Here is a 20,505-nt window from a genome sequence, read left to right on the forward strand (position 1 = left end):
TGGCGTGCTGGACTGCCCCTCTCCCCGGCCCTCTCCCCGCAAGCGGGGAGAGGGAGAAGCGGTTACGCGGCCTTCACGCTCGCATAGGCCCAGTCGAGCCACGGCCCGAGCGCGACGATATCCGCGGTATCGACGGTCGCGCCGCACCAGATGCGCAGGCCCGGAGGCGCATCGCGATAGCCCGCGATGTCATAGGCCGCCTTTTCCTTCTCGAGCAGCCCGGCGAACGCCTTGATCATCGCCTCGTCCGCACCCTCGACCGTCAGGCAGACGCTGGTCTTCGACCGCGTCGCTGCGTCCGCCGCGAGGTGCCCGAGCCACGGCCGGTCCGCGACGATCTGGTCGAGCGCGGCGGCATTGGCGTCGCTGCGGGCGATCAGGCCATCCGCGCCGCCGACCGTCTTCGCCCATTCGAGCGCAGCGATACAGTCCTCGACCGCGAGCATCGACGGCGTGTTGATCGTCTCGCCCTTGAACACGCCTTCGGTCAGCTTGCCCTTGGACACGAGGCGGAAAACCTTCGGCAGCGGCCAGGCGGGGGTATAGCTTTCGAGCCGCTCGACCGCGCGCGGCCCGAGGATCAGCACGCCATGCGCGCCTTCGCCGCCGAGGACTTTCTGCCAGGAGAAGGTCGCGACGTCGATATTGTCCCAGTCGATGTCATAAGCGAACACCGCGCTGGTCGCGTCGGCGAAGGAGAGGCCCTCACGGTCGGCGGGGATCCAGTCGGCGTTGGGGACGCGGACGCCCGAGGTGGTGCCGTTCCAGGTGAACAGGACGTCGTTCGACCAGTCGACCGCGCCCAGGTCGGGCAGCTGGCCATAATCGGCGCGCACGACGGTGGGATCGATCTTGAGCTGCTTGACCGCGTCGGTGACCCAGCCTTCGCCGAAGCTTTCCCAGGCAAGCGCGGTGACGGGCTTGGCACCCAGCATCGTCCACATCGCCATTTCGTAAGCACCGGTGTCGGAGCCGGGGACGATCCCGATGCGATGCGTATCGGGGAGCTTCAGCAGCTCGCGCATCAGGTCGATCGAATATTGCAGCCGTGTCTTGCCGATCTTCGAGCGATGCGAGCGCCCCAGCGAGTCGGTCGCGAGAGTGGCGGCGGACCAGCCCGGAGGCTTGGCACACGGGCCCGAGGAAAAATACGGGCGTGCAGGCAGGTGCGCAGGACGCGCAGGCAGTTCAGTCATGTAGTCTCTCCTTACAGAGAGCACGCGCGGCGTTGGGACCGCGTGGCCCGTCGCCGCTACTAGAGCCATGCCGCGCAACGTCAAGTCGTTTCGGTCGGCACGCGCGCAACGATCGTTCAGGATGCAAGTCTTACCGGGGGGTAATCCCATGCAGAACATCAGGGTGCGCGAGCACGCGGCTGTCTATACGATCGTCTTCTGGCTGGTCGCCAGTTTTGCCGTGGCGGTGTCCGGCGGATTGCTTGTCGCGGGCGTGGGCGGCACCGGCGCAATCTGGTCGTCGGCGGCACTATCGCGTTCGCGGTCGACGTGCCGATGGCGGTGTCGCTGATCGTCCTGATCCGGCGACTCGGCGCAAATCAGCGTGGGCTCGTCGACCGCCGCGTTTTTGAGTAGCGGTTCGGGCACGCAATCGCGCTAACAGGCCCGCATGGTCCGTAGCCTTTCCGTCGTTCTGCTGACGCTCCTGCTCGCCGCCTGCGCAGCGGGGGGCGGGCGCGACAAGCAGCCGCCGCAGCGCCCCGCCGGGGCGCGGCCGGTGACGCTCAACCTGCCGACCAGCCGCGAGACCAAGGCCTGCTACGCCGACCTGTCGCGCGAGGATGTCCGCTATTCCCCGCTCCCCGACCGCGATTTCGGCGGCGGGTGCCAGATCGTCGGCGCGCTGCAGTTGCTCGACATCGGGATCCCGGTGACAAACTTGCGCGCAATGCGCTGCGGCCTCGCCCGCAGCTTCTCGGGCTGGGTCGAGCATGCGGTCGTCCCCGCGGCGCACCAGATGCTCGGGAGCGATCTGGTGCGGATCGAGAGCATGGGGACCTATGCCTGCCGCAACGTCGTCGGGGTGAAGCCGGCCTATGCCGGGCGGCGCTCGGGCCATGCCACCGCCAATGCGGTCGATGTCGCGGGCTTCGTTCTGCAGGACGGGCGGCGGATCACGATCCAGGGCGGGTGGAACAACCCCGACCCCAATATCCGCGCCTTCCTGCGGACGATCCGCGCGTCGGCGTGCCGGCGGTTCGGGACGGTGCTGAGCCCGGACTACAATGCGGTCCATTACAACCACCTGCATATCGAGGATGATCGCGCGGGGTTCTGCCGGTGACGGGGGCACGTCCCGCCTTCAAATCCGCCGCCGAAACGCCTATCTGGCGCGGATGAGCCAGTCCCCCAAGCACGACACGCACGTTCCTTCGCGCGTATTCCCCGCCGCCCGTACCGATGCCGAACAGGCCAAGACCGGTGTCAGCACCCCCCAGACCGAAACCCCGGCGTATCGCCTCGCTTTCCAGGACATGGACTTCCTGCTGCGCGAGGATCTCCGCCCGATCCGCTTCCAGCTCGAACTGCTCAAGCCCCAGCTGATCATGGACGAGGCGAACATCGCCTCGACCTTCGTGATGTACGGCTCGGCGCGCATCCCCGAGCCCGCCAAGGCGCAAGCGTTGCTCGACCTCGCGCACGCCGCCGAGGGCGATCGCGAGCAGGCGATCCGCATCGCGGAGAATCTCGTCACCAAGTCCAGATATTACGACGTCGCGCGCGAACTGGGGCAGCTCGCGAGCGGCTTCCCGGTCGATACAGAGGGCAAGCGCCACTTCGTCGTGTGCTCGGGCGGCGGGCCGTCGATCATGGAAGCCGCCAATCGCGGCGCGGCGGACGTCGGCCATGAATCGATCGGGCTCAACATCGTGCTCCCGCACGAACAGGCGCCCAACCCCTATGTCACCCCGTCGCTGTCGATGCAGTTCCACTATTTCGCGCTGCGCAAGATGCACTTCCTGCTCCACGCGCGCGCACTGGCGGCGTTCCCGGGCGGGTTCGGCACGTTCGACGAATTGTTCGAGCTGCTGACGCTGATCCAGACCGGCAAGATCGCGCCGATCCCGGTGCTGCTCTACGGTCGCGAATTCTGGAACCGCGTCGTCAATTTCGACGCGCTGGTCGAGGAAGGCGTCGTCAGCGCCAAGGACCTGTCGATCTTCACCTTCGTCGAAACGGCGCAGGAAGGCTGGGACGTGGTGCAAGACTTCTATCGCGACCGCGACTGACGTCCGGTCCTGTCATGCCGGGCGTGTCCCGGCATCAACGACGGGTCGACTTTAAATCCTTCCCGTTCGTTTCGAGCGTAGTCGAGAAACCCGGCACAGCGCAGGTTTCTCGACTACGCTCGAAACGAACGGGTGGGGTAATGCGCCACGGGCATATCGCCTTCACGGTGCAACCGCTGCGTGTCAGCGACTGTGAACCCCGGGGAAGGCCCGGGGCCAACGCGAGCCAGCCTTACTTCCCCGCCGCCGCCGGAACCGTCGTGTTGCCAAGCCCCTCGACGCTCGGCGACGCTTTGCCACCGGGGTCGGCCGCGCCGGCCGCAGGCGGTGCCTTGGCGTCGGTCGCGGTCGGTGCGCCCGCTGGGGGTGGCGGGAGCGGCACGTTCGAGCCCTGCTGGTTGAGATACAGGATCACGTCGGCGCGGTCCTTGCCTGCGGTCAGACCCGCGAAGGTCATCTTGGTGCCCGCCGCATAGCCGCGCGGCGAGGTGAGCCATGTGTTGAGCTCGTCGAAGGTCCACTTCTTGCCCGCACCCGCGGTCTTGAGCGCGTCGGAGAAAGCGTAGCCGCCCTTGCCCTGCGCGATTCCCTCGCTGACCGTCGCATACAGGTTCGGCCCGATCCCGTTCGCGCCGCCCTGCGCGATCGAATGGCAGGCGGTGCACTTCTTGAAGACTTCCGCGCCATGCGCGGCATCGGCCTTGGCGAGCAGCGCGGCGATCGGTTCGTCGGGGGCGGCGGCACCGCCGCCCGCGGCGTCGTCGGCGGGGGCTTCGATCGGATAACCGGCCTTTTCGGCCTTGATCGGCTTGACCAGCATGTTGCCGCCGATCGTCAGTGCGAGCGCGAGACCCATGGTGCCAAGCACCCAGCCTGCGATCGTATTGGTGCGATTATCCATATGGTTGCCGCTGCCCCTGCCGATGTCCGGCCCTCACCGGGGCCGCTATGATACTTTCGTGCATAGATTCGCATGGGGCTGACCGCAAGCCGTGCGTGTACCGGGGTTGCACCCGCTTGCCGTCCGGACCCGGGAACGGTACGCGCCGAGCCGATATGGAAAATTTCGCCGCCCCCGCCCGCGCGATCGTCGCCGAGATGACCGCCGCCGCCGCCGCCGACCCGAGCCGTGCGGTCGCGTTTCAGGGCGCGCCGGGCGCGAATTCGCATATCGCCGCGCTTGAGGCGTTCCCGGACGGCCTCCCGCTACCCTGCTTCGATTTCGCCGATGCGATCGAGGCGGTGCGCGATTTTCGGGCGGATTGCGCGATCATCCCGATCGAGAATTCGCTCCACGGCCGCGTCGCCGACATGCATTTCCTGCTTCCCGAATCGGGGCTGGTCATCACCGGCGAGCACTTCCTCGCGATTCGCTACGCGCTGATGGGGACCGGCCCGCTGTCGGGCGTGCGCGAGGCGATGAGCCATCCGCAGGCGCTCGGGCAATGCCGGCTGTGGCTGCGCGAGCGCGGGATCCTGCCCGCCTCCTATCCCGACACCGCCGGCGCGGCGGCGGTGGTGGCAGAGCGCGGCGACCCCGCGCTCGCGGCGCTCGCACCCCCCGGCGCGGCGGCGCTCTATGGGCTCGAGACGCTCGCCAGCGACATTGCGGACGCCGAGCACAACACCACGCGCTTCGTCGTGCTCGCACGCGAGGGGCATGAACCGCTCGGCGACGGCGAGTGGATGACGACGCTGATCTTCGAGGTCAACAACGTCCCCGCCGCGCTCTACAAGGCGATGGGCGGGTTCGCGACCAATGGCGTCAACATGACCAAGCTCGAAAGCTATCAGCGCGGCGGCAGTTTCGCGGCGACCGAATTCTACGCCGACGTCGCGGGACGGCCCGGCGACCCGGGGTTGGGCCGCGCGCTGGCGGAACTCACCTTCCATTCGAAATGGGTGCGCGTGCTGGGGACGTATCGACAGGCGCGCGTGCGCGGCTAGCCCGAGCGGGCCGGTCTCAGGCCGGGCGGACGAGATGTTCGGGCAGCACGCCCGGGCCGATCAGCTCCATCCCGAACGCGCGCATCACTGCGGCGTCCTGTGCGGTGCTGCCATACTGCCCGGGTTTGAGCGTCTTGCCGCGCTGCGCGAAGAACGCCTCCATCTTGCCCGCCGGGGCGAAGGAGATAAGCAACCGCCCGGGTGTCGTCCCCGCGAACGCCCAGGCATGCGGAATTCCGCGCGGGCCGAGCACGCAGTCGCCGGGCGCGAGCCAATGGCGCGCCTCGCCGACCTCGACGACATAATCGCCCTCGAGCACGAAGAACAATTCGTCCTCGCCGTGGTGGAGATGTCGCGGCGGTCCGCCCTTCTGGCTGTTCGCCTGCTCGAGCACGAACAGCGCGCCCGCGGTATCGTCGGTCAGCACCTTGTAGCGCGTGGTGCTGAGCCCGATCGCGCGCATCTTGCCCTCGCGGTCCGCGTCGGCGGCAACCTTGCCGGGGATCGCCGCACGGACGGCCGCACGCGCCTGCGCAAGGATCGGCGCGAACACCGTGAGGGCGGGGAGGGACAGAAGCGATCGGCGCAGCATCGACGGTCTCCCCGAACTACTGCGCCGATCCTATACCAGAAACCGTCCGCCAGCGACTTCATTCCCTTAGCGTTACGAGCTTGCTCCGCCCCGTTTGCCTATCGCCTCACGTTTTCGACCACGCCGTCTGCATACAGCTTCCTGATGCTGTCCCGCGAGAACGTCAGGTGTTCCAGGGCATAATAGGATGCATCGTCGGTCTTGCCGACGCTGACATCGCGTTGCACGCTCAGAAGGTCTGCGTAATAGGCCTTTGGCATCTCGACCTCTACGGTGCGGGAGTCGGCGCGGACGACGCGCATCGCCCCGTACATCCGCGGCGCATCGGGATCGGGCATCAGCTTGGCAAGGTTGGTTTCGTAAAGGTCGCCCGCGCGCGGGTCTGCGACAAAGAGCTTGTCGATGGCGGTGTCCGCCACGCGCGCGAACGGCAGCGCGGCGATCAATGCGGCGATACCGCCTACGCCGACCATCCAGCCCCGGCGATCCCACAGCGGGATCGCCTTGCCGGTTTCGGCGGAATCGAGATCTTCGGCACCGGCGGAGTAGGTAGTGTTGCAATTTTCGCATACCAGCACCGGGTTGCGCCCCGTCGTCCAGCGGAAGACCCAGTACAGGTGCCGCACAGTATATTCGACGAAGTGCGCGAACGCGGAGTCTTCGTCGCAAGCACTACAATGCCGTACGCCCGCATCGCCGACATATGCCGCTTTATGCGACGATCCCCAGGAAAGAAACATGACAGCCCCCTCGCTGCCAAGGCGCGCCAGGTCGGCGCGCTTCTGGCAAACAAGCCATGTTTACTTCGCCGGAGCCAGACTTTTACGTGGCCTCCGCCCACGCCGTCAGCAGCGTGAACGCGATCGCATAGGCAGGCGGCGGCAGGAACGGCCCGTCGCCCCCGGCGAGCACCGTCCGCACATCCTCGCGCGAGACCCAGATCGCGTCTTCCAGCTTATTGGCGTCGAGCATGATCGTGTCGTTCTCGGCCATGCCGACGCACGCCACCATCAGCGACGAGGGGAACGGTCACGGCTGGTTCGCGATATCCCGCACGTCGCGCAGCATGAGTGCGCGTGCTGGGGACGTACCGACAGGCGCGCGTGCGGGGGTAGGGGCGGGCGTTGCTCCCCTCCCTTCCAGGGAGGGGCGGGAAAAGTCGTTACCCCTCCGCCCACGCCGTCAGCAGCGTGAACGCGATCGCATAGGCAGGCGGCGGCAGGAACGGCCCGTCGCCCCCGGCGAGCACCGTCCGCACATCCTCGCGCGAGACCCAGATCGCATCTTCCAGCTCGTTGGTATCGAGCGTGATCGTGTCGTTCTCCGCGATCCCGACGCACGCCACCATCAGCGACGAGGGGAACGGCCACGGCTGGCTCGCGATGTAGCGCACGTCGCGCACCCGCACGCCCGCTTCCTCCATGATCTCGCGCGCGACCGCTTCCTCGATCGATTCGCCGGGTTCGAGGAACCCCGCGAGTGCCGAATACCGCCCGGGCGGGAAGGCGGGCTGGCGCCCCAGCAGCGCGCGCCCGTCATGCTCCGCGATCATGATGACGACCGGGTCGACGCGCGGGAAATGCTCGGCGTTGCAATTCGGGCAGCGGCGGCCCCAGCCCGCGCGGAACAGCGAGGTCTGCGTTCCGCAATTCGCGCAATATTGGTGGCGGCTGTGCCAGTCGAGCACGCTGCGCGCGGCGGCATAGGTCGCCGCCTCGCCCGGCGCGAATTGCCCGAGCAGCCCGAACAGCCGGGGCGAGCGCCCCGGCGGCGCGCGCATGCCGGGGATGTACGCCGCGAAATGCCCGCGCCCGTTCTCGTCGAGCCCGAGCAGTACGAGCTCGGCCCCGTCGGGCACGTCGGCGAGCGTCGTCCAGCCGAGCGTCCCGTCGCCCATCAGGACGGGATCGAACCCGTCGAGCCGGAGCAGGCGCGAGCGCCAGTCCCCGGTCAGCGCGGCAAGCCCCGCTTCGTCGTGGCGCAGCGCGTCCGCCCGGTCGAGCGTCCCGCCCGTAAACCCCGGAGCGATCACCGCTTGGCCAGGACCGGTGCGAGGTCGGCGTAGATCGCCTTCGTCGCATCCGCGCGGAGCGGATAGCGGTCGCTCGGCAGGTAATTGACCATCACCGTCGCGCGGACCTTGTTGACCGGGTCGACCCAGGCGATCGTCCCCGCAGCGCCGCCCCAGCCGTACGTGCCCTTCGCCGGACCACCGGGCGCGTCGTACAGCGTGACCGAGCCACCCGCGCCGAAGCCCTGCGGGTTGGTCGTGCCGCCCGTCGCCGAGACCGCTCCGGGATAGACCACGCCGAGCGGGAGCAGGTTGGACATCGCGAGCTGGACGGTCGCTGGCTTGAGGATCCGCTTGCCGTCGAGCGTGCCGCCGTTCTGGAGCATGTGGAGGAAGCGGTCGTAATCGCCCGCCGACATCACCAGCCCCGCGCCGCCATAAGGGAAGCTCGGCTTCTGCAGGTAGACCGAGGTCGCGGCCGGATCGAGCGGGACGCGGTTCGCGCCGAGGATCGCATAGCCGGTCGCGAGCCGCCGCGCATCGGCTTGCGGCACGGTGAAATAGGTCGAGGTCATCTTGAGCGGCTTGAAGATCCGCGTCTCGAGGAAGCGGTCGAACGGCATCTTGCTCGCGACCTCGATCACGCGGCCCATCACGTCGAGCCCGATCGAATAGCTCCAGCGCGTGCCCGGCTCCGCGATCAGCGGCAGCGTCGCGACCTTGTTGGCGAACGCCTCCAGCGTCGCGGGGCGCTTGAGCCGCATCTGCGCCTCGCTTTTCGCGTCCGAGGTGAACGGAGTGATGCCCGCCTCCTCATACGCCTTGAGCAGCGGGCCCTTGGTGATGATCGTATAGCCGAGCCCCGCGGTGTGGGTGAGCAGCTGGCGGATCGTGATCGCGTGCGTGGCGGGGAGCGAGGTCAGCGTATCGGGGCTGACCTGGACCTTCATATACTTGAACGCGGGGATGAAATCGCTGACCGGCTGGTCGAGCTTGATCTTGCCTTCCTCGATCAGGATCATCGCCGCCATCGCGGTGATCGGCTTGGTCATCGAATAGACGCGCCACAGGCTGTTCGCGTCTGTCATGGCGGCACCGGGTTCGTCGCCGAGCTTGCCGTCCGCGATGACCGCGGGGGGCGCATCGCCGCGCCCGATCACGCCGACGATGCCGGGCATCTTGTTGGCGGCGATATAGTCGGCGAACAGCTTCTCCGTCGTCGGCAGCGCCGGGGTGGTCGGGCCGCGCGCTTCGGTCTGCGGGGCGGGGCGCGGGGCCATGGTAGGAGCGGGCTGCTGCGCGAGCGCGGTGCCCGTCAGCAGCGCGGCAAGGGTGGTTCCTGAAACCAGATACCGAATCATCAAGCTCTCCTGTTTGCCGCCCGTATCGTCGTCGCCGCCTTGGCGAAGACCGTCGGCAGCCCGGCCGAGTCGAGCTCGGCGATGGGCCACCATTCACCCGAATCGCCATGCCCATGCCCGCGCGCCACGGCAAGCGACAGTTCCAGCCGGAAGTGCGTGAAAACATGCGCCACCGTATCGGGAAGCAGCGTCCAAGGGGCGGCCACCGGCGGATCGGCGAGGCCGGGCGGTGCATCCGCCCATGGTCCCGTCGGCAACGCGCGCATCCCGCCGAGCAACCCGCGCGGCGGGCGGCGGACGAGCAGCACGCGGTCGTCCTGCTCGAGCCAGAAGATCGTGCCGTGGCGCTGCGGCTTGACCGCCTTGGGCTGCTTGATCGGGAAACCCTCGGGATTGCCCCGCGCGTAGGCGGCGCAATCCGCCGACAGCGGGCAGGCGAGGCAGCGCGGGGTGCGCGGGGTGCAGACGCTCGACCCGAGGTCCATCATCGCCTGCGCGAAATCGCCCGCGCGCGTGTCCGGCGTGATCGTGTCGGTCGCCGCGCGTATTTCGGCTAACCCTTTGGGAAGAGGCGTTTCTATCGCAAACAGCCGTGCGACGACACGTGCAACGTTCGCATCGATAACCACCGCGCGCTCGCCGAACGCGATCGCCGCGATCGCGGCGGCGGTATAGGCGCCGACCCCGGGCAGCGCGCGCAGGCCCTCCTCGGTCGCCGGAAACCCGCCCGCCGCCACCACGGCGCGCGCGCAGGCGTGCAGGTTGCGGGCGCGCGCATAATAGCCAAGCCCCGCCCACGCCGCCATAAGGTCCGCCTCGGGCGCGGCGGCGAGCGCCTCAACGCTCGGCCAGCGCGCGACGAATTCGGCGAAGCGCGGCGTGACCGCGGCGACCGTCGTCTGCTGGAGCATGATCTCGGACAGCCACACGCGATACGGATCGGGCGCGTTGCTCCCGGGGGCGGCGCGCCACGGCAGCGTGCGCGCGTGCGCATCGTACCAGGTGAGCAAATGACGGGCGATGTGGGAAGGACGCTTGGCGGACACGGCCCCGCTATGGCATGGACGGCGCAATGAGCACCAGCGGCACCAAAGCCCCCACCAAGACAAAGCTTCCGCCCGCGCAGCCCGAGCATCGCCGCGGCGGCCGCGCGCGTTCGGTCGCCGAGCTGCTGCCCGATGCGGGACGCGCCGCCTTCCGCCGTTTCGGCTTCGTCCAGAGCGCGGTCGTCACGCGCTGGGGAGAGATCGTCGGGCCGCGCTATGCCAACGTCTCCGCGCCCGAATCGATCAAGTTCCCGCACGGCGAGCGGACCGGCGGGACGCTCAACCTCGTCGTGCGCGGCGCGCATGCGACGATGATGCAGCATATCGCGCCCGAGATCATCGAGCGGGTCAATCGCTTCTTCGGTTATGCCGCGATCGCCAAGGTGCAGATCCGGCAAGGCGACGTGATCAGCCGCCCGAAGCGCATGCCCGCGCCCGTCCTCCCGCCCGCGCCGCCTGAACTCGGCGCGAGCCTGCGGACGATCGCGGATCCGGAATTGCGCGCAGTGCTCGAATCGCTTGCGGCAGGGGTGGCGGCGTCGCGCGGCGCGCCGGTGATTGGGGAATAAGACGAATGCGAAGCCTGGGGTTGGTCGCGGGGATCGCGGCTGCGTCGATGGGATCGCCGCTCGTCGCGGCGCAGGGCAAGCCGGTGCGTCCGGCGGCGGTCGACTGGAGCCGGACCGTCGTCCGCACGCCCGACGGCGGGGTGCGGATGGGCAACCCCGACGCCAGGGTCAAACTGATCGAATATGGCGCGCGGACCTGCCCGACCTGCGCGACCTTCGCGGTCGAGGGCGAGCCCAAGCTGGTCGCGGGTTATGTCGCGGGCGGGCGGGTCAGCTACGAGTATCGCGATTATCCGGTGCACGGCGCGCTCGATCTCGGGCCGATCCTGCTCGGCAACTGCGTGCCCCTGCCGCGCTTCTTTTCGGTGATGCAGGCGATGATGGCGCAGCAGAAGGCGCTGGTCGGCCGCCCCGCGCAGATCCCAGACGCCAAGGGCAAGGAGCTCGAAAAGGCGACCCCCAACGTCGTCGCCGCTTATCTCGCCGATTTCTATGGCTATACCGATCTGGTCGTGAAGATGGGCCTGCCACGCCCGCGCGCCGCCGCCTGTTTGGCGGACGCGAAGGCGGTCGATACGATCGTCGCGCGCGCCAATGTCGGGCAGACCAGCTACAAAATCAGCGGAACGCCGAGCTTTATCCTCGACGGGAAGGTGTTGCCCAACGTGTACAGCTGGGACGCGCTCGAACCCGTGCTCAAGACCGCGCTCGCCGCGCGCTAACCTCGATACCCCAGGAGCTAAATTACGATGACCACCCGTATTCTGGCGCTCGCGCTTCCGGCCCTGCTGCTCGCTTCGTGCGGCGGCGACAACAAGGGCGCGGGCAACACCACCACCGCCGCGAGCGCGCCAGTCGCGGGCAAGGCTGCGCCCGCGGGCAAGAGCTGGACCGAGACGGTGACCAAGACCGCCGACTATGGCTATCGGATGGGCAACCCCGATGCGCCGATCAAGCTGGTCGAGTATGGCTCGCGCGCCTGCCCGTTCTGCGCGCAGTTCGAGGCCGAAGGCTTCCCGCTGCTCAAGGCGCAATATATCGCGAGCGGCAAGGTTTCGTACGAATTCCGCGATTACCCGATCCACGGCGCGCTCGACATCGCGCCGATCCTGCTCGGCCACTGCGTCGATGAGAGCGCCTTCTTCCCGTTGCTCGAGGCGATGATGGCGAACCAGCAGACGTTGCTCGCCAAGGAACAGGAAGTCGGCCAGAAGATCCAGGCGATGCAGGGCGCCTCGCCGCAGACGATCGCGACGACCTTCGCGCAGGACCTCGGGTATCTCGACTTCGTCAAGCAGCGCGGCGTGCCCGATGCCAAGGCGCGCGCCTGCCTCGCGGATTCGGCGCAGCTCGATGCGCTGACCAAGGCGACTGCCAAGGCCAATGCGGATCACAACGTGCAGAGCACGCCGACCTTCCTGATCAACAACGAGCCGGTCGAACTCCAGCCGACCGGGGCGGCCTGGCCGCAGCTCGAACAGGCGCTCAAGCGCGCCGGCGGCTGATCCGGCAGGGGGCGGGAGGCCCGGGGGGATGCAGATCAAGCGGCTGAGGCTGTCGGGGTTCAAGAGCTTCGTCGACGCCGCCGATCTGCGGATCGAACCCGGGCTGACCGGAATCGTCGGCCCCAACGGCTGCGGCAAGTCCAACCTGCTCGAAGCGTTGCGCTGGACGATGGGGGAAACCTCCGCGCGGTCGCTCCGCGGGGCGGGGATGGACGACGTGATCTTCGCGGGTACGTCGACTCGGCCCGCGCGTGATTTCGCCGAAGTGTCGATGCTGATCGAGACCCCCGGGCCGGCGGGGGAGCAGGAAAGCGAAGTCGTCCGCCGGATCGAGCGCGGCACCGGCTCCGCCTACCGGATCGACGGGCGCGACGTCCGCGCGAAGGACGTGGCGCTGCTGTTCGCGGATTCGGCGACCGGCGCGCATTCGCCCGCGCTGGTCAGCCAGGGGCGGATCGGCGCGATCATCGCGGCCAAGCCCGCCGAGCGGCGCGCGATGCTCGAGGAAGCCGCCGGGATCGCGGGGCTCCACGTCCGCCGCCGCGATGCCGAGCAGAAACTGCGCGCGACCGAGGCCAATCTCGCGCGGCTCGACGAACTGATCACCGAGCAGGACGCGCGCGCCGCGTCGCTCCGTCGGCAGGCGAAACAGGCCGAACGCTATCGGATGCTGTCCGACCAGATCCGCGTGGCCGAAGCACGCATGATCTACGCGCGCTGGCGCGATGCGCAGGCGGCGGCGGATGCGGCGAAGGCCGAGGCGGCGACGTGCGAGACGCGCGTGAGCGATGCCGCCGAGGCACAGCGTGCGGCGGCGGCCTATGCGCTCGCTGCCACCGAGGCGCTGGCGACAGCGCGTGCTACCGCCCAGGCGCTGCGCGATGCGGCGAGCGAGACGGCGCACCGTCTGGCGACCTTGCGCGGCGAACAGACTGCGGCGGTGCGGCGACGCGATGAACTAGCGGCGGCGCGGGCGCGGCTGGCGGAGGATCGGTTGCGCGAGGGTGCGCTCGCACACGACGCCGCGGAGGCGATCGCGCGGCTGACCGAGGAAACGCGGAGCACCGAGGCGCGGCTGACGGAGATGACCGCGCGCGTTCCCGCGCTCGAAGCGCGCCAGGCCGAGGCGGAACGCGCCGGGCGCGATGCCGAGGTCGCGCTGGCGCAAGGACTCGCGGCGCAGGCGACCGAGGCGGCGGATGCGCGCGTGGCCGAGGCGGCGCTCGCGGCGGCGCGGGCGCGCGCGGACCGCAGCACGCGCGATCTGGCGCGAGTGACGGCGGAGGCGGCTGCATTGGGCGACGCCGCGCCGCTCCTCGCGGATCGCATCGCTGCACAGGAAGCGCGCGTGCAGGCGTTGCAGCACGGCGAGGACGCGCGCGCGGGTCTTGCGCGCGCCGACGCCGACGAACGCGGCGCGCGCCACCAGCGCGACCGTGCGCAGGCGGCGCGATCGGGCGCGCACGCTGATCTGGCGGCGCTCGACAGCGAAGCGGCGGCGCTGACGCGCGCGACCAGGCGCGATGGACGCGACCGCGTGCTCGACCGGATGCGGCCCGACCCGGGTTACGAACGCGCGCTCGCGGCGGCACTGGGGGATGATCTGGAGGCCGGGCTCGACCCGGCGGGCGAGCGGTTCTGGGCGGGGGCGGACGCCACGCCAGACGATCCGTCCACGCCGATGGGCACGGTCCCGCTCGGCAGGCATGTCGTCGCGCCGCCCGCGTTGGCGCGGCGGTTGGCGCAGGTGTTCGTGATGGACGCCGACGACGGCGTCGCGCTCGCGGTCGGGCAGCGGCTGGTGACGCTGCGCGGGAGCCTGCGACGGTGGGACGGCTATGTCGCCAAGTCGGGCGGCGCGGCGGCGGCCGAGCGGCTTGAACGGATGAACCGGTTGCGCGCGATCGAGGATCAGCGCCCTGCCGCCGTTCGCGCGGTCGACTCCGCGGATGCCGAACTCGCGCGGATCGATTCGGCGATTGCCGAAGCGCGTACTGCGGCGGTGGTGGCGCGGCGGTTGCTCGAAAGCGCGGAGACGCGCGCGCGCGACGCGGCGCGCGCCGAGGACCGCGCGACCGCGGCGATCGAGCGGATCGAGGCGCAACGTACCGATCTTGCAGGCCGGCGCGCGCGGGTCGAGGCGGATCATGCCGAGGCCGCTGCCGAGGTGACGCGCGCGGCCGCCGCGCATGCCGCGCTCCCCGATGGCAGCGCCACCCGCGCGCGCGTCGCCGACCTTTCGGGCGAAGCCGAGCATCGTCGCGCCGACATCGCCAGCGCGCGCGCCGAGCGCAGCGGGGTCGACCGCGATCTCGGCAGCGCGCGTGAACGCCTTGCTGCGATGGCGGCGGAGGCGAAGGGCTGGCGCGCGCGGGCGGGAGAGGCGGGAAAGCGGATCGCCGAGATGGACAAGCTCGACGCGGCGCTCGCGGTGGAAGCGGAGGCGCTGGTGGGTCGCCCCGAGGCGCTTGCGGCCGAGGTCGTCGCGCTCGACGCGCAGCATGCCGCCGCGCGCGCCGATGCGGATGCCGCGCAGGGTACCGAACGCGCCGCCGACGTTGCCTTGCGCGCCGCCGAAGCGACCGCCGCCGCCGCCGCCGAAACGCTGGCGCAGGCGCGCGAGGCGCGCGCGGGCGCGGCGGCGCGCGCCGAAAACCAGGAGTTGCGCCGGGTCGAGATGAACCGGCTGTCGGGGGAGCGGTTCCAATGCCCGTCGGTGCTGCTCCTCGAGCGGGTCGGGTTCGACGGCGCGACGGTGCGCACACCCCCCGAGGAATCCGCGGCGCATGAGAAGCTCAACGTCGATCGGGAGCGGATCGGCCCGGTCAATCTCGTTGCCGAGACCGAACTCGCCGAGCTGGAATCCGCGTCCCAGGGCAATGCCGCCGAGCGCGAGGAACTCGGGCTGGCCGTCAACCGGCTGCGTGGGTCGATCGGGACGCTCAACCGCGAAGGGCGGCAGCGACTGCTGGCGGCGTTCGAGGCGGTCGACGGACATTTCCGGCGGCTGTTCACGACTCTGTTCAACGGCGGCGCGGCGCATCTCGCCCTCGTCGATTCGGACGATCCGCTCGAGGCGGGGCTCGAGATCATGGCGCAGCCGCCGGGCAAGAAACTGCAATCGCTGACGCTGCTCTCGGGCGGCGAACAGGCGCTGACCGCGGTTGCGCTGATTTTCGGACTGTTCCTGACCAACCCGGCGCCGATCTGCGTGCTCGACGAGGTCGATGCGCCGCTCGACGACGCCAATATCGAGCGGTTCTGCGACCTGCTCGACGTGATGACGCGCGAAACCGCGACGCGCTACCTGATCGTCACGCACAATGCGGTGACGATGAGCCGGATGCACCGGCTGTTCGGCGTGACGATGATCGAGCAGGGGGTAAGCCGGCTCGTGTCGGTCGATCTCAGCGCGGCGGAAACGTTGCTCGCGGCCGAGTGACCCGACGGCGTCACCCCGGGGATTGCCCGGGGTGACGCAGGGCGTGCCTTAGCGGCAGCGGTTCTTCGCGGTGATCGTGCGATCGATCGCACGGCCGGCGAACGCGCCGCCGACACCGCCAGCGATCGTACCGAGCGCCCCGCCACCGAGCACCGAATTGCCGAGCAACGCACCGCCGACGCCGCCCGCGACGAGGCCGGTCGTTCCGCTCGAATGGCGGCAGGTGCGGACGTGGCGGCGCGAATGGCCGTAATAGCGCCTCTTCGCTTCGGCCTTGGTGGTCGGGAGCGCCATGCTGACCGGAACGACGAGCGAGGCGGCGGCGAGCGAGAGGAGGAGCTTACGCATGAACAATTCCCTGAAACATGTTGCAGAGCCGCAACGTTGTGATCTGGATTAAGATCCAGAACATCAACGAAGGATGAACGTCCGTCAGGATCGTTCGGGAGCCTTGGTCCATCGTGGGGCCGGAAGCAGCACTGCGGAACCGATGATCCACAGCATCGCCGCCCCCCGGAACCCCGCCGCGAGCGCGATATCGTGCAGGGTTGCCGCCGGATGATGCCCGTCGAGCCCCGCGAAATACCAGAACTCGGTGAAATAGGCGGCAATGTCGCCCAAGGCGAACCACGCTACCGGCCACAGCCGATAGCTGGTGAGCAGCAGCACCGGGTACAGCCACAGGTCGAATTGGGGCGAATACACCTTGTTGGTCAGCAGGAACCACGCGAGCACCGGCGCGAACAGCACCCACGGTCGCGCGCCATGCCGCCACCAGCCAAGCACGACGATCACGCCCGCCCCACCGGCGAAGATCGCGGCAGACCAGACGTTGCGCTCGGGAATCGTCGTCGCCCACCGGCCCGATTGCGCGAGGATCTCCCACACCGACGCCGCGGTCCCCGATCGTGCGGAGGAAAAGGTATAGAATTCCGACCAGTTGGCAAAGGCGAGCACGGCTACGGGCGCGTTGACCAGTCCCCAGCTCACGATCGCGATGATCACCAGCACGCCCGCCGTGACGATCCGCCGCCCGACCCCGCCGCTGCCCCGCGAGAAGAGCGCACCAAGCCCGAGCAACGGCAACAGCAGCACCGGAAACAGTTTCGCCGCACTCCCGAGCGCCGCAAGCGCGGTCGCGACCTGCGTCCCGCCACGCCGTGCCGCGAGCAGCCCAGCAACCGCGAAGGTGACCGCGAGCATGTCCCAATTATGCCCGAGGTACAGCACCAGCGGAGGCGCCGCCGCCCAGGTGAATTGTCGCGCGCGATCGACGCCCGCGCGTCGCAACATCCCCAGCACGACAAAGGCGAGCGCAGCATTGACCGCCGCCACCACGAACAGGAAATGCGCGGCGGTGGCACTCGCGCCGAAGACGGTGCGCGTGACGAAACCTTCCGCCCAGATCAGCAGCCCGGTCAGCACCGGATATTCCATCCGCGCCTCGAGATAGGGGATCTGGCCCGCCGATACCCCGCGCAACCCCCAGAACGGCACCGCGTCGCTGTAGCAGCCGGTAACGTACTGGATCGATCCGCCCCAATAAGCGCCACAATGCCCCTTGAACGCCCAGCCGAGCAGGCAAGTGAGCGCGAGCACCCAGCGTGGATCGATCCGCTTCGCCCAGCCGTTCATAAGCGCTCCCTTCGCGGGCCCATTTTCCGTCAACGCCTTATACCGCCGGGATTAAACCGTCGACAGGAGGTGTAAAAGAACGTAGGGAGAACATCATGGCGCAACTCGATGTCCAGCAAAAGCTCGCGATCCTTGCGGACGCGGCGAAATACGACGCCTCCTGCGCTTCCTCGGGCTCGGTCAAACGGACCTCGCGTGATGGCAAGGGCGTCGGCTCGACCGATGGCGGGATGGGGATCTGCCACGCCTATGCGCCGGATGGGCGCTGCATTTCGCTGCTCAAGATCCTGCTGACCAACAGCTGCATCTTCGATTGCCATTACTGCATCAATCGCAAGAGCTCGAACGTCCGCCGTGCGCGCTTCACCGCGCAGGAGGTCGTCAACCTGACGCTGTCTTTCTACAAGCGCAATTACATCGAGGGGCTGTTCCTCTCCTCGGGGATCATCGGATCGTCGAACTATACGATGGAGCAGATGGTCGAGGTCGCGCGGAGCTTGCGCGAGGATCATAATTTCCGCGGCTATATTCATCTCAAGACGATCCCAGACGCCGATCCTGCGCTGGTCGAGCAGGCGGGTCTCCACGCCGATCGCCTGTCGATCAACGTCGAGCTGCCGACCGTCTCGGGGCTGAAGCGGCTCGCGCCCGAGAAGTCCGCGGTGCGGATCGAGGATGCGATGGCGGAGACCAGGACCTCGATCATCGACGCGACCGATGCGCGCAAGAAGTTCAAGTCCGCGCCGCGCTTCGCCCCCGCCGGGCAATCGACCCAGATGATCGTCGGCGCGGATGCCGCGACCGATGGCGATATCGTGCTGCGCGCCTCGTCGCTGTACGACAGCTTCGATCTGCGCCGCGTCTATTATTCGGCGTTCAGCCCGATCCCGGACGCCAGTACCGTCCTCCCGCTCCAGCGCCCGCCGCTGATGCGCGAGCATCGGCTGTACCAGTCGGACTGGCTGATGCGCTTCTATGGCTATACCTCGCAGGAAGTCGTCGCAGCGGCGGACGAGACGACGGGAATGCTCCCGCTCGACATCGACCCAAAGCTCGCCTGGGCGCTCAAGCATCGCGCGATCTTCCCGGTCGACGTCAACCGCGCGCCGCGCGAGCGGTTGCTACGCGTGCCGGGGCTGGGGGTGAAGGCGGTCAATTCGATCCTCGCGGCGCGACGCTGGCGGCGGCTGCATCTCGCGGACGTCGCGCGGCTGACGGTGTCGATCACCAAGCTGCGCCCGTTTCTGATCGCGGAGGACTGGCGGCCGGTTGCTTTGAGCGACAAGGCGGAATTGCGACCCATCGTTGCACCCAAGGTGAAGCAACTGGAGCTGTTCGCCTGACGGGCAACGGCCCGGTCGGGAGGATGAGACGATGCACAGGGTGACGCTGGCCGAGCCGGACGATTTCGACGGCTGGCGCGAGGCTGCGCGCGGGCTCGCGGTGGCGGGTGTCGCGCCGTCGGACGTGACATGGCAGGTCGGCGATGCACCAGTCGATTTGTTCGGCGAGGATCTGCCGCTGCCGCACAGCGACGCGCCCGCTTTCTCCGTGTCGCGCGGCTTCGTCGATCTCGCGCGCAAGGCGCTGCTGCACAGCGACCCCGAACGCTTTGCGCTTCTGTACACGCTGTTGGTGCGGCTGCGCGACCGGCCCGGCGCGGTCGAGGACAAGGCCGATCCGCTGGTCCGCAAGCTCGAAGGCTTCGCGCGCGAGGTGCGCAAGGACATCCACAAGATGCGCGCCTTCGTGCGGTTCCGTGAGGTCGAGGAGGAGGGGCAGGCGCGCTTCGTCGCGTGGTTCGAACCCGAGCATCATATCGTCCGCTACAATGCGGGCTTCTTCCTCGACCGCTTCGCCAGCATGCACTGGTCGATCCTGACCCCCGAAATCGCGATCCACTGGGACGGCACGACGCTCGCCGAGGGGCCGGGCGCGTCGAAGGCGGATGCGCCCGCGGGCGACCCGATCGAGGATGTGTGGAAGACCTATTATGCGTCGATCTTCAACCCGGCGCGCGTCAAGATCGGCGCGATGCTGAAGGAGATGCCCAGGAAATACTGGAAGAACATGCCCGAGACCGCGCTGGTCCCCGGGCTGATCGCCTCGGCGCAGGCACGGGAGTCTGGGATGATTGCAAGGGCAAGGGACGAGGTCGGCGGCAATAGTGGGATCGCGTGGGATGCGCTGCGTGACGAGGCGTCGGCGTGTACGCGCTGCCCATTGCACGCCAACGCGACGCAGACGGTGTTCGGCGAAGGTCCGGTCGATGCGCCGCTGATGTTCGTCGGTGAGCAGCCGGGCGATCAGGAGGATCTTGCCGGACGGCCGTTCGTCGGGCCGGCGGGACAGTTGTTCGACCGCGCACTGGCGGCTGCGGGGGTGGACAGGAGCCGCACGTATGTCACCAATGCGGTCAAGCACTTCAAGTTCGAGCAGCGCGGCAAGCGGCGGATTCACGCCAAGCCGGGCGCGGGCGAGATCGACGCGTGCCGCTGGTGGGTCGAGCAGGAGCGGTTGCTGATCAAGCCGCAGGTGACGGTCGCGCTGGGGGCGACCGCGGCGCGCAGTTTGCTCGGGCGGGTGGTGACGATCTCGAAGGAACGCGGGCGGGCGATTACGCTGGCGGATGGCGGGACCGCATGGATCACGGTGCACCCGAGCTATCTGTTGCGCCTGCCTGATCCGGCGGCTGCGGAGGTGGAGTTCGGGCGATTTGTGGAGGATCTGCGGATGGCGGGGGCCGGGGTGGCGGGGTTTGTAGACGCCTGACGTCCGCTTGAGCCCAACCGGGCACTACCCCGTCATGCCGGGTTCGTCCCGGCATCCACCGTGGCGCGCATGCTGCGGGCGACGGACTCGGACGCCGGTGGACCCCGGGACAGGCCCGGGGTGACGGGCGTGGGACGGCTTCCCCACCGTCATGCCGGGATTGCCCCGGCATCCACCGCAGCGCACATCCTGTGGGCGGCGGATTCGATCGCCGGTGGACCCCGGGACAGGCCCGGGGTGACGGGCGTGGGACGGCATCCCCACCGTCATGCCGGGCTCGTCCCGGCATCCACCGCGGCGCGCATCCTGCAGGCAGCGGACGCGAGCGCCGGTGGACCCCGAGAGGCCCGGGGTGACGGGCGTGGGACAGCATCCCCA

Annotated in this window: 20 protein-coding genes; 9 read left to right on the forward strand and 11 right to left on the reverse strand. The window is 68.8% G+C overall.

Annotated features, from left to right (window positions below):
• Positions 1 to 62: 62 nt before the first annotated feature.
• Both RH91_RS08035 and RH91_RS08040 read right to left on the reverse strand, forming a co-directional pair.
• Complete coding sequence (locus RH91_RS08035; protein ID WP_010162149.1) at positions 63 to 1,196, reverse strand: phosphoserine transaminase; 1,134 nt, start codon at positions 1,194 to 1,196, stop codon at positions 63 to 65.
• Positions 1,197 to 1,379: 183 nt separating this feature from the next.
• The gene (locus RH91_RS08040; RefSeq protein WP_010162150.1) at positions 1,380 to 1,604 is read right to left on the reverse strand and encodes a hypothetical protein; all 225 of its coding nucleotides are present in this window, start codon (positions 1,602 to 1,604) and stop codon (positions 1,380 to 1,382) included.
• Between the two features lie 22 nt (positions 1,605 to 1,626).
• Here RH91_RS08040 and RH91_RS08045 point away from each other — a divergent pair, with 22 nt between their 5' ends.
• Together RH91_RS08045 and RH91_RS08050 are read left to right on the forward strand one after the other, a co-directional pair.
• Positions 1,627 to 2,301, forward strand: coding sequence for an extensin family protein (locus RH91_RS08045; protein WP_010162151.1), 675 nt, complete (start codon positions 1,627 to 1,629; stop codon positions 2,299 to 2,301).
• A 52-nt stretch (positions 2,302 to 2,353) separates the two neighbouring features.
• Positions 2,354 to 3,247: a TIGR00730 family Rossman fold protein gene (locus RH91_RS08050; protein WP_029623700.1), complete on the forward strand. Its 894-nt coding sequence runs from the start codon at positions 2,354 to 2,356 to the stop codon at positions 3,245 to 3,247.
• Positions 3,248 to 3,479: 232 nt separating this feature from the next.
• Here the strand turns inward: RH91_RS08050 and RH91_RS08055 are convergent, their stop codons facing one another.
• Positions 3,480 to 4,148, reverse strand: coding sequence for a c-type cytochrome (locus RH91_RS08055; protein WP_010162154.1), 669 nt, complete (start codon positions 4,146 to 4,148; stop codon positions 3,480 to 3,482).
• A 155-nt stretch (positions 4,149 to 4,303) separates the two neighbouring features.
• On the opposite strand from RH91_RS08055, the gene RH91_RS08060 reads away from it, so the two are divergent.
• Positions 4,304 to 5,194 carry a prephenate dehydratase gene (locus tag RH91_RS08060; RefSeq protein ID WP_010162155.1) on the forward strand — a complete coding sequence of 297 codons (891 nt, stop codon included), beginning with the start codon at positions 4,304 to 4,306 and terminating at the stop codon, positions 5,192 to 5,194.
• A 16-nt stretch (positions 5,195 to 5,210) separates the two neighbouring features.
• Here the strand turns inward: RH91_RS08060 and RH91_RS08065 are convergent, their stop codons facing one another.
• The 6 genes from RH91_RS08065 to RH91_RS08090 all read right to left on the reverse strand — a co-directional run bounded on the left by RH91_RS08065 (position 5,211) and on the right by RH91_RS08090 (position 10,168).
• Positions 5,211 to 5,786 carry a cupin domain-containing protein gene (locus RH91_RS08065; RefSeq protein ID WP_010162156.1) on the reverse strand — a complete coding sequence of 192 codons (576 nt, stop codon included), beginning with the start codon at positions 5,784 to 5,786 and terminating at the stop codon, positions 5,211 to 5,213.
• A gap of 98 nt (positions 5,787 to 5,884) precedes the next feature.
• Positions 5,885 to 6,526, reverse strand: coding sequence for a hypothetical protein (locus RH91_RS08070; RefSeq protein ID WP_010162157.1), 642 nt, complete (start codon positions 6,524 to 6,526; stop codon positions 5,885 to 5,887).
• A gap of 82 nt (positions 6,527 to 6,608) precedes the next feature.
• The gene (locus RH91_RS08075) at positions 6,609 to 6,797 is read right to left on the reverse strand and encodes an NUDIX hydrolase (protein ID WP_010162158.1); all 189 of its coding nucleotides are present in this window, start codon (positions 6,795 to 6,797) and stop codon (positions 6,609 to 6,611) included.
• Between the two features lie 151 nt (positions 6,798 to 6,948).
• Complete coding sequence (gene nudC / locus RH91_RS08080) at positions 6,949 to 7,818, reverse strand: NAD(+) diphosphatase (protein WP_010162159.1); 870 nt, start codon at positions 7,816 to 7,818, stop codon at positions 6,949 to 6,951.
• Positions 7,815 to 9,158, reverse strand: a complete 1,344-nt coding sequence (locus RH91_RS08085; protein WP_010162160.1) for a serine hydrolase domain-containing protein — start codon at positions 9,156 to 9,158, stop codon at positions 7,815 to 7,817. The genes nudC and RH91_RS08085 overlap by 4 nt, the downstream gene beginning before the upstream one ends.
• A complete protein-coding gene (locus RH91_RS08090) occupies positions 9,158 to 10,168 on the reverse strand; it encodes an A/G-specific adenine glycosylase (RefSeq protein WP_010162161.1) in 1,011 nt (336 codons plus the stop codon). The genes RH91_RS08085 and RH91_RS08090 overlap by 1 nt, the downstream gene beginning before the upstream one ends.
• 50 nt (positions 10,169 to 10,218) lie before the next feature.
• Between RH91_RS08090 and RH91_RS08095 the strand changes: the two genes are divergently transcribed.
• From RH91_RS08095 to RH91_RS08110, 4 genes are read left to right on the forward strand one after another with little or no spacing between them, the layout of a single operon-like run.
• A complete protein-coding gene (locus RH91_RS08095; protein ID WP_010162163.1) occupies positions 10,219 to 10,773 on the forward strand; it encodes a DUF721 domain-containing protein in 555 nt (184 codons plus the stop codon).
• A 5-nt stretch (positions 10,774 to 10,778) separates the two neighbouring features.
• Entirely contained in the window at positions 10,779 to 11,495 is a 717-nt protein-coding gene (locus RH91_RS08100; RefSeq protein WP_010162164.1) for a thioredoxin domain-containing protein, read from the forward strand.
• Between the two features lie 27 nt (positions 11,496 to 11,522).
• Entirely contained in the window at positions 11,523 to 12,278 is a 756-nt protein-coding gene (locus tag RH91_RS08105; RefSeq protein WP_010162165.1) for a thioredoxin domain-containing protein, read from the forward strand.
• A gap of 28 nt (positions 12,279 to 12,306) precedes the next feature.
• Positions 12,307 to 15,720: a chromosome segregation SMC family protein gene (locus tag RH91_RS08110; RefSeq protein WP_010162166.1), complete on the forward strand. Its 3,414-nt coding sequence runs from the start codon at positions 12,307 to 12,309 to the stop codon at positions 15,718 to 15,720.
• A gap of 48 nt (positions 15,721 to 15,768) precedes the next feature.
• On the opposite strand, the gene RH91_RS08115 is transcribed toward RH91_RS08110, so the two are convergent.
• Together RH91_RS08115 and RH91_RS08120 are read right to left on the reverse strand one after the other, a co-directional pair.
• The gene (locus RH91_RS08115) at positions 15,769 to 16,068 is read right to left on the reverse strand and encodes a hypothetical protein (protein WP_010162167.1); all 300 of its coding nucleotides are present in this window, start codon (positions 16,066 to 16,068) and stop codon (positions 15,769 to 15,771) included.
• A gap of 84 nt (positions 16,069 to 16,152) precedes the next feature.
• The gene (locus tag RH91_RS08120) at positions 16,153 to 17,355 is read right to left on the reverse strand and encodes a hypothetical protein (RefSeq protein WP_010162168.1); all 1,203 of its coding nucleotides are present in this window, start codon (positions 17,353 to 17,355) and stop codon (positions 16,153 to 16,155) included.
• 95 nt (positions 17,356 to 17,450) lie between these two features.
• On the opposite strand from RH91_RS08120, the gene RH91_RS08125 reads away from it, so the two are divergent.
• Together RH91_RS08125 and RH91_RS08130 are read left to right on the forward strand one after the other, a co-directional pair.
• Entirely contained in the window at positions 17,451 to 18,698 is a 1,248-nt protein-coding gene (locus RH91_RS08125) for a putative DNA modification/repair radical SAM protein (protein WP_010162169.1), read from the forward strand.
• A 31-nt stretch (positions 18,699 to 18,729) separates the two neighbouring features.
• Positions 18,730 to 20,127 (forward strand): UdgX family uracil-DNA binding protein, encoded by a 1,398-nt coding sequence (locus RH91_RS08130; RefSeq protein WP_029623702.1) that lies wholly within the window; start codon positions 18,730 to 18,732, stop codon positions 20,125 to 20,127.
• Positions 20,128 to 20,505: the final 378 nt, after the last annotated feature.

This window comes from Sphingomonas sp. PAMC 26617, from assembly GCF_000242835.1.
GTDB lineage: Bacteria > Pseudomonadota > Alphaproteobacteria > Sphingomonadales > Sphingomonadaceae > Sphingomonas.

What these genes read in the sequence shown, in the direction of transcription:
- RH91_RS08035 (WP_010162149.1), bottom strand. Translation starts at nt 1,196, where the DNA reads ATGACTGAACTGCCTGCGCGTCCTGCGCACCTGCCTGCACGCCCGTAT.
- RH91_RS08045 (WP_010162151.1), top strand. Translation starts at nt 1,627, where the DNA reads ATGGTCCGTAGCCTTTCCGTCGTTCTGCTGACGCTCCTGCTCGCCGCC.
- RH91_RS08050 (WP_029623700.1), top strand. Translation starts at nt 2,354, where the DNA reads ATGAGCCAGTCCCCCAAGCACGACACGCACGTTCCTTCGCGCGTATTC.
- RH91_RS08055 (WP_010162154.1), bottom strand. Translation starts at nt 4,148, where the DNA reads ATGGATAATCGCACCAATACGATCGCAGGCTGGGTGCTTGGCACCATG.
- RH91_RS08060 (WP_010162155.1), top strand. Translation starts at nt 4,304, where the DNA reads ATGGAAAATTTCGCCGCCCCCGCCCGCGCGATCGTCGCCGAGATGACC.
- RH91_RS08065 (WP_010162156.1), bottom strand. Translation starts at nt 5,786, where the DNA reads ATGCTGCGCCGATCGCTTCTGTCCCTCCCCGCCCTCACGGTGTTCGCG.
- RH91_RS08070 (WP_010162157.1), bottom strand. Translation starts at nt 6,526, where the DNA reads ATGTTTCTTTCCTGGGGATCGTCGCATAAAGCGGCATATGTCGGCGAT.
- RH91_RS08075 (WP_010162158.1), bottom strand. Translation starts at nt 6,797, where the DNA reads ATGGTGGCGTGCGTCGGCATGGCCGAGAACGACACGATCATGCTCGAC.
- RH91_RS08085 (WP_010162160.1), bottom strand. Translation starts at nt 9,158, where the DNA reads ATGATTCGGTATCTGGTTTCAGGAACCACCCTTGCCGCGCTGCTGACG.
- RH91_RS08095 (WP_010162163.1), top strand. Translation starts at nt 10,219, where the DNA reads ATGGACGGCGCAATGAGCACCAGCGGCACCAAAGCCCCCACCAAGACA.
- RH91_RS08100 (WP_010162164.1), top strand. Translation starts at nt 10,779, where the DNA reads ATGCGAAGCCTGGGGTTGGTCGCGGGGATCGCGGCTGCGTCGATGGGA.
- RH91_RS08105 (WP_010162165.1), top strand. Translation starts at nt 11,523, where the DNA reads ATGACCACCCGTATTCTGGCGCTCGCGCTTCCGGCCCTGCTGCTCGCT.
- RH91_RS08110 (WP_010162166.1), top strand. Translation starts at nt 12,307, where the DNA reads ATGCAGATCAAGCGGCTGAGGCTGTCGGGGTTCAAGAGCTTCGTCGAC.
- RH91_RS08115 (WP_010162167.1), bottom strand. Translation starts at nt 16,068, where the DNA reads ATGCGTAAGCTCCTCCTCTCGCTCGCCGCCGCCTCGCTCGTCGTTCCG.
- RH91_RS08120 (WP_010162168.1), bottom strand. Translation starts at nt 17,355, where the DNA reads ATGAACGGCTGGGCGAAGCGGATCGATCCACGCTGGGTGCTCGCGCTC.
- RH91_RS08125 (WP_010162169.1), top strand. Translation starts at nt 17,451, where the DNA reads ATGGCGCAACTCGATGTCCAGCAAAAGCTCGCGATCCTTGCGGACGCG.
- RH91_RS08130 (WP_029623702.1), top strand. Translation starts at nt 18,730, where the DNA reads ATGCACAGGGTGACGCTGGCCGAGCCGGACGATTTCGACGGCTGGCGC.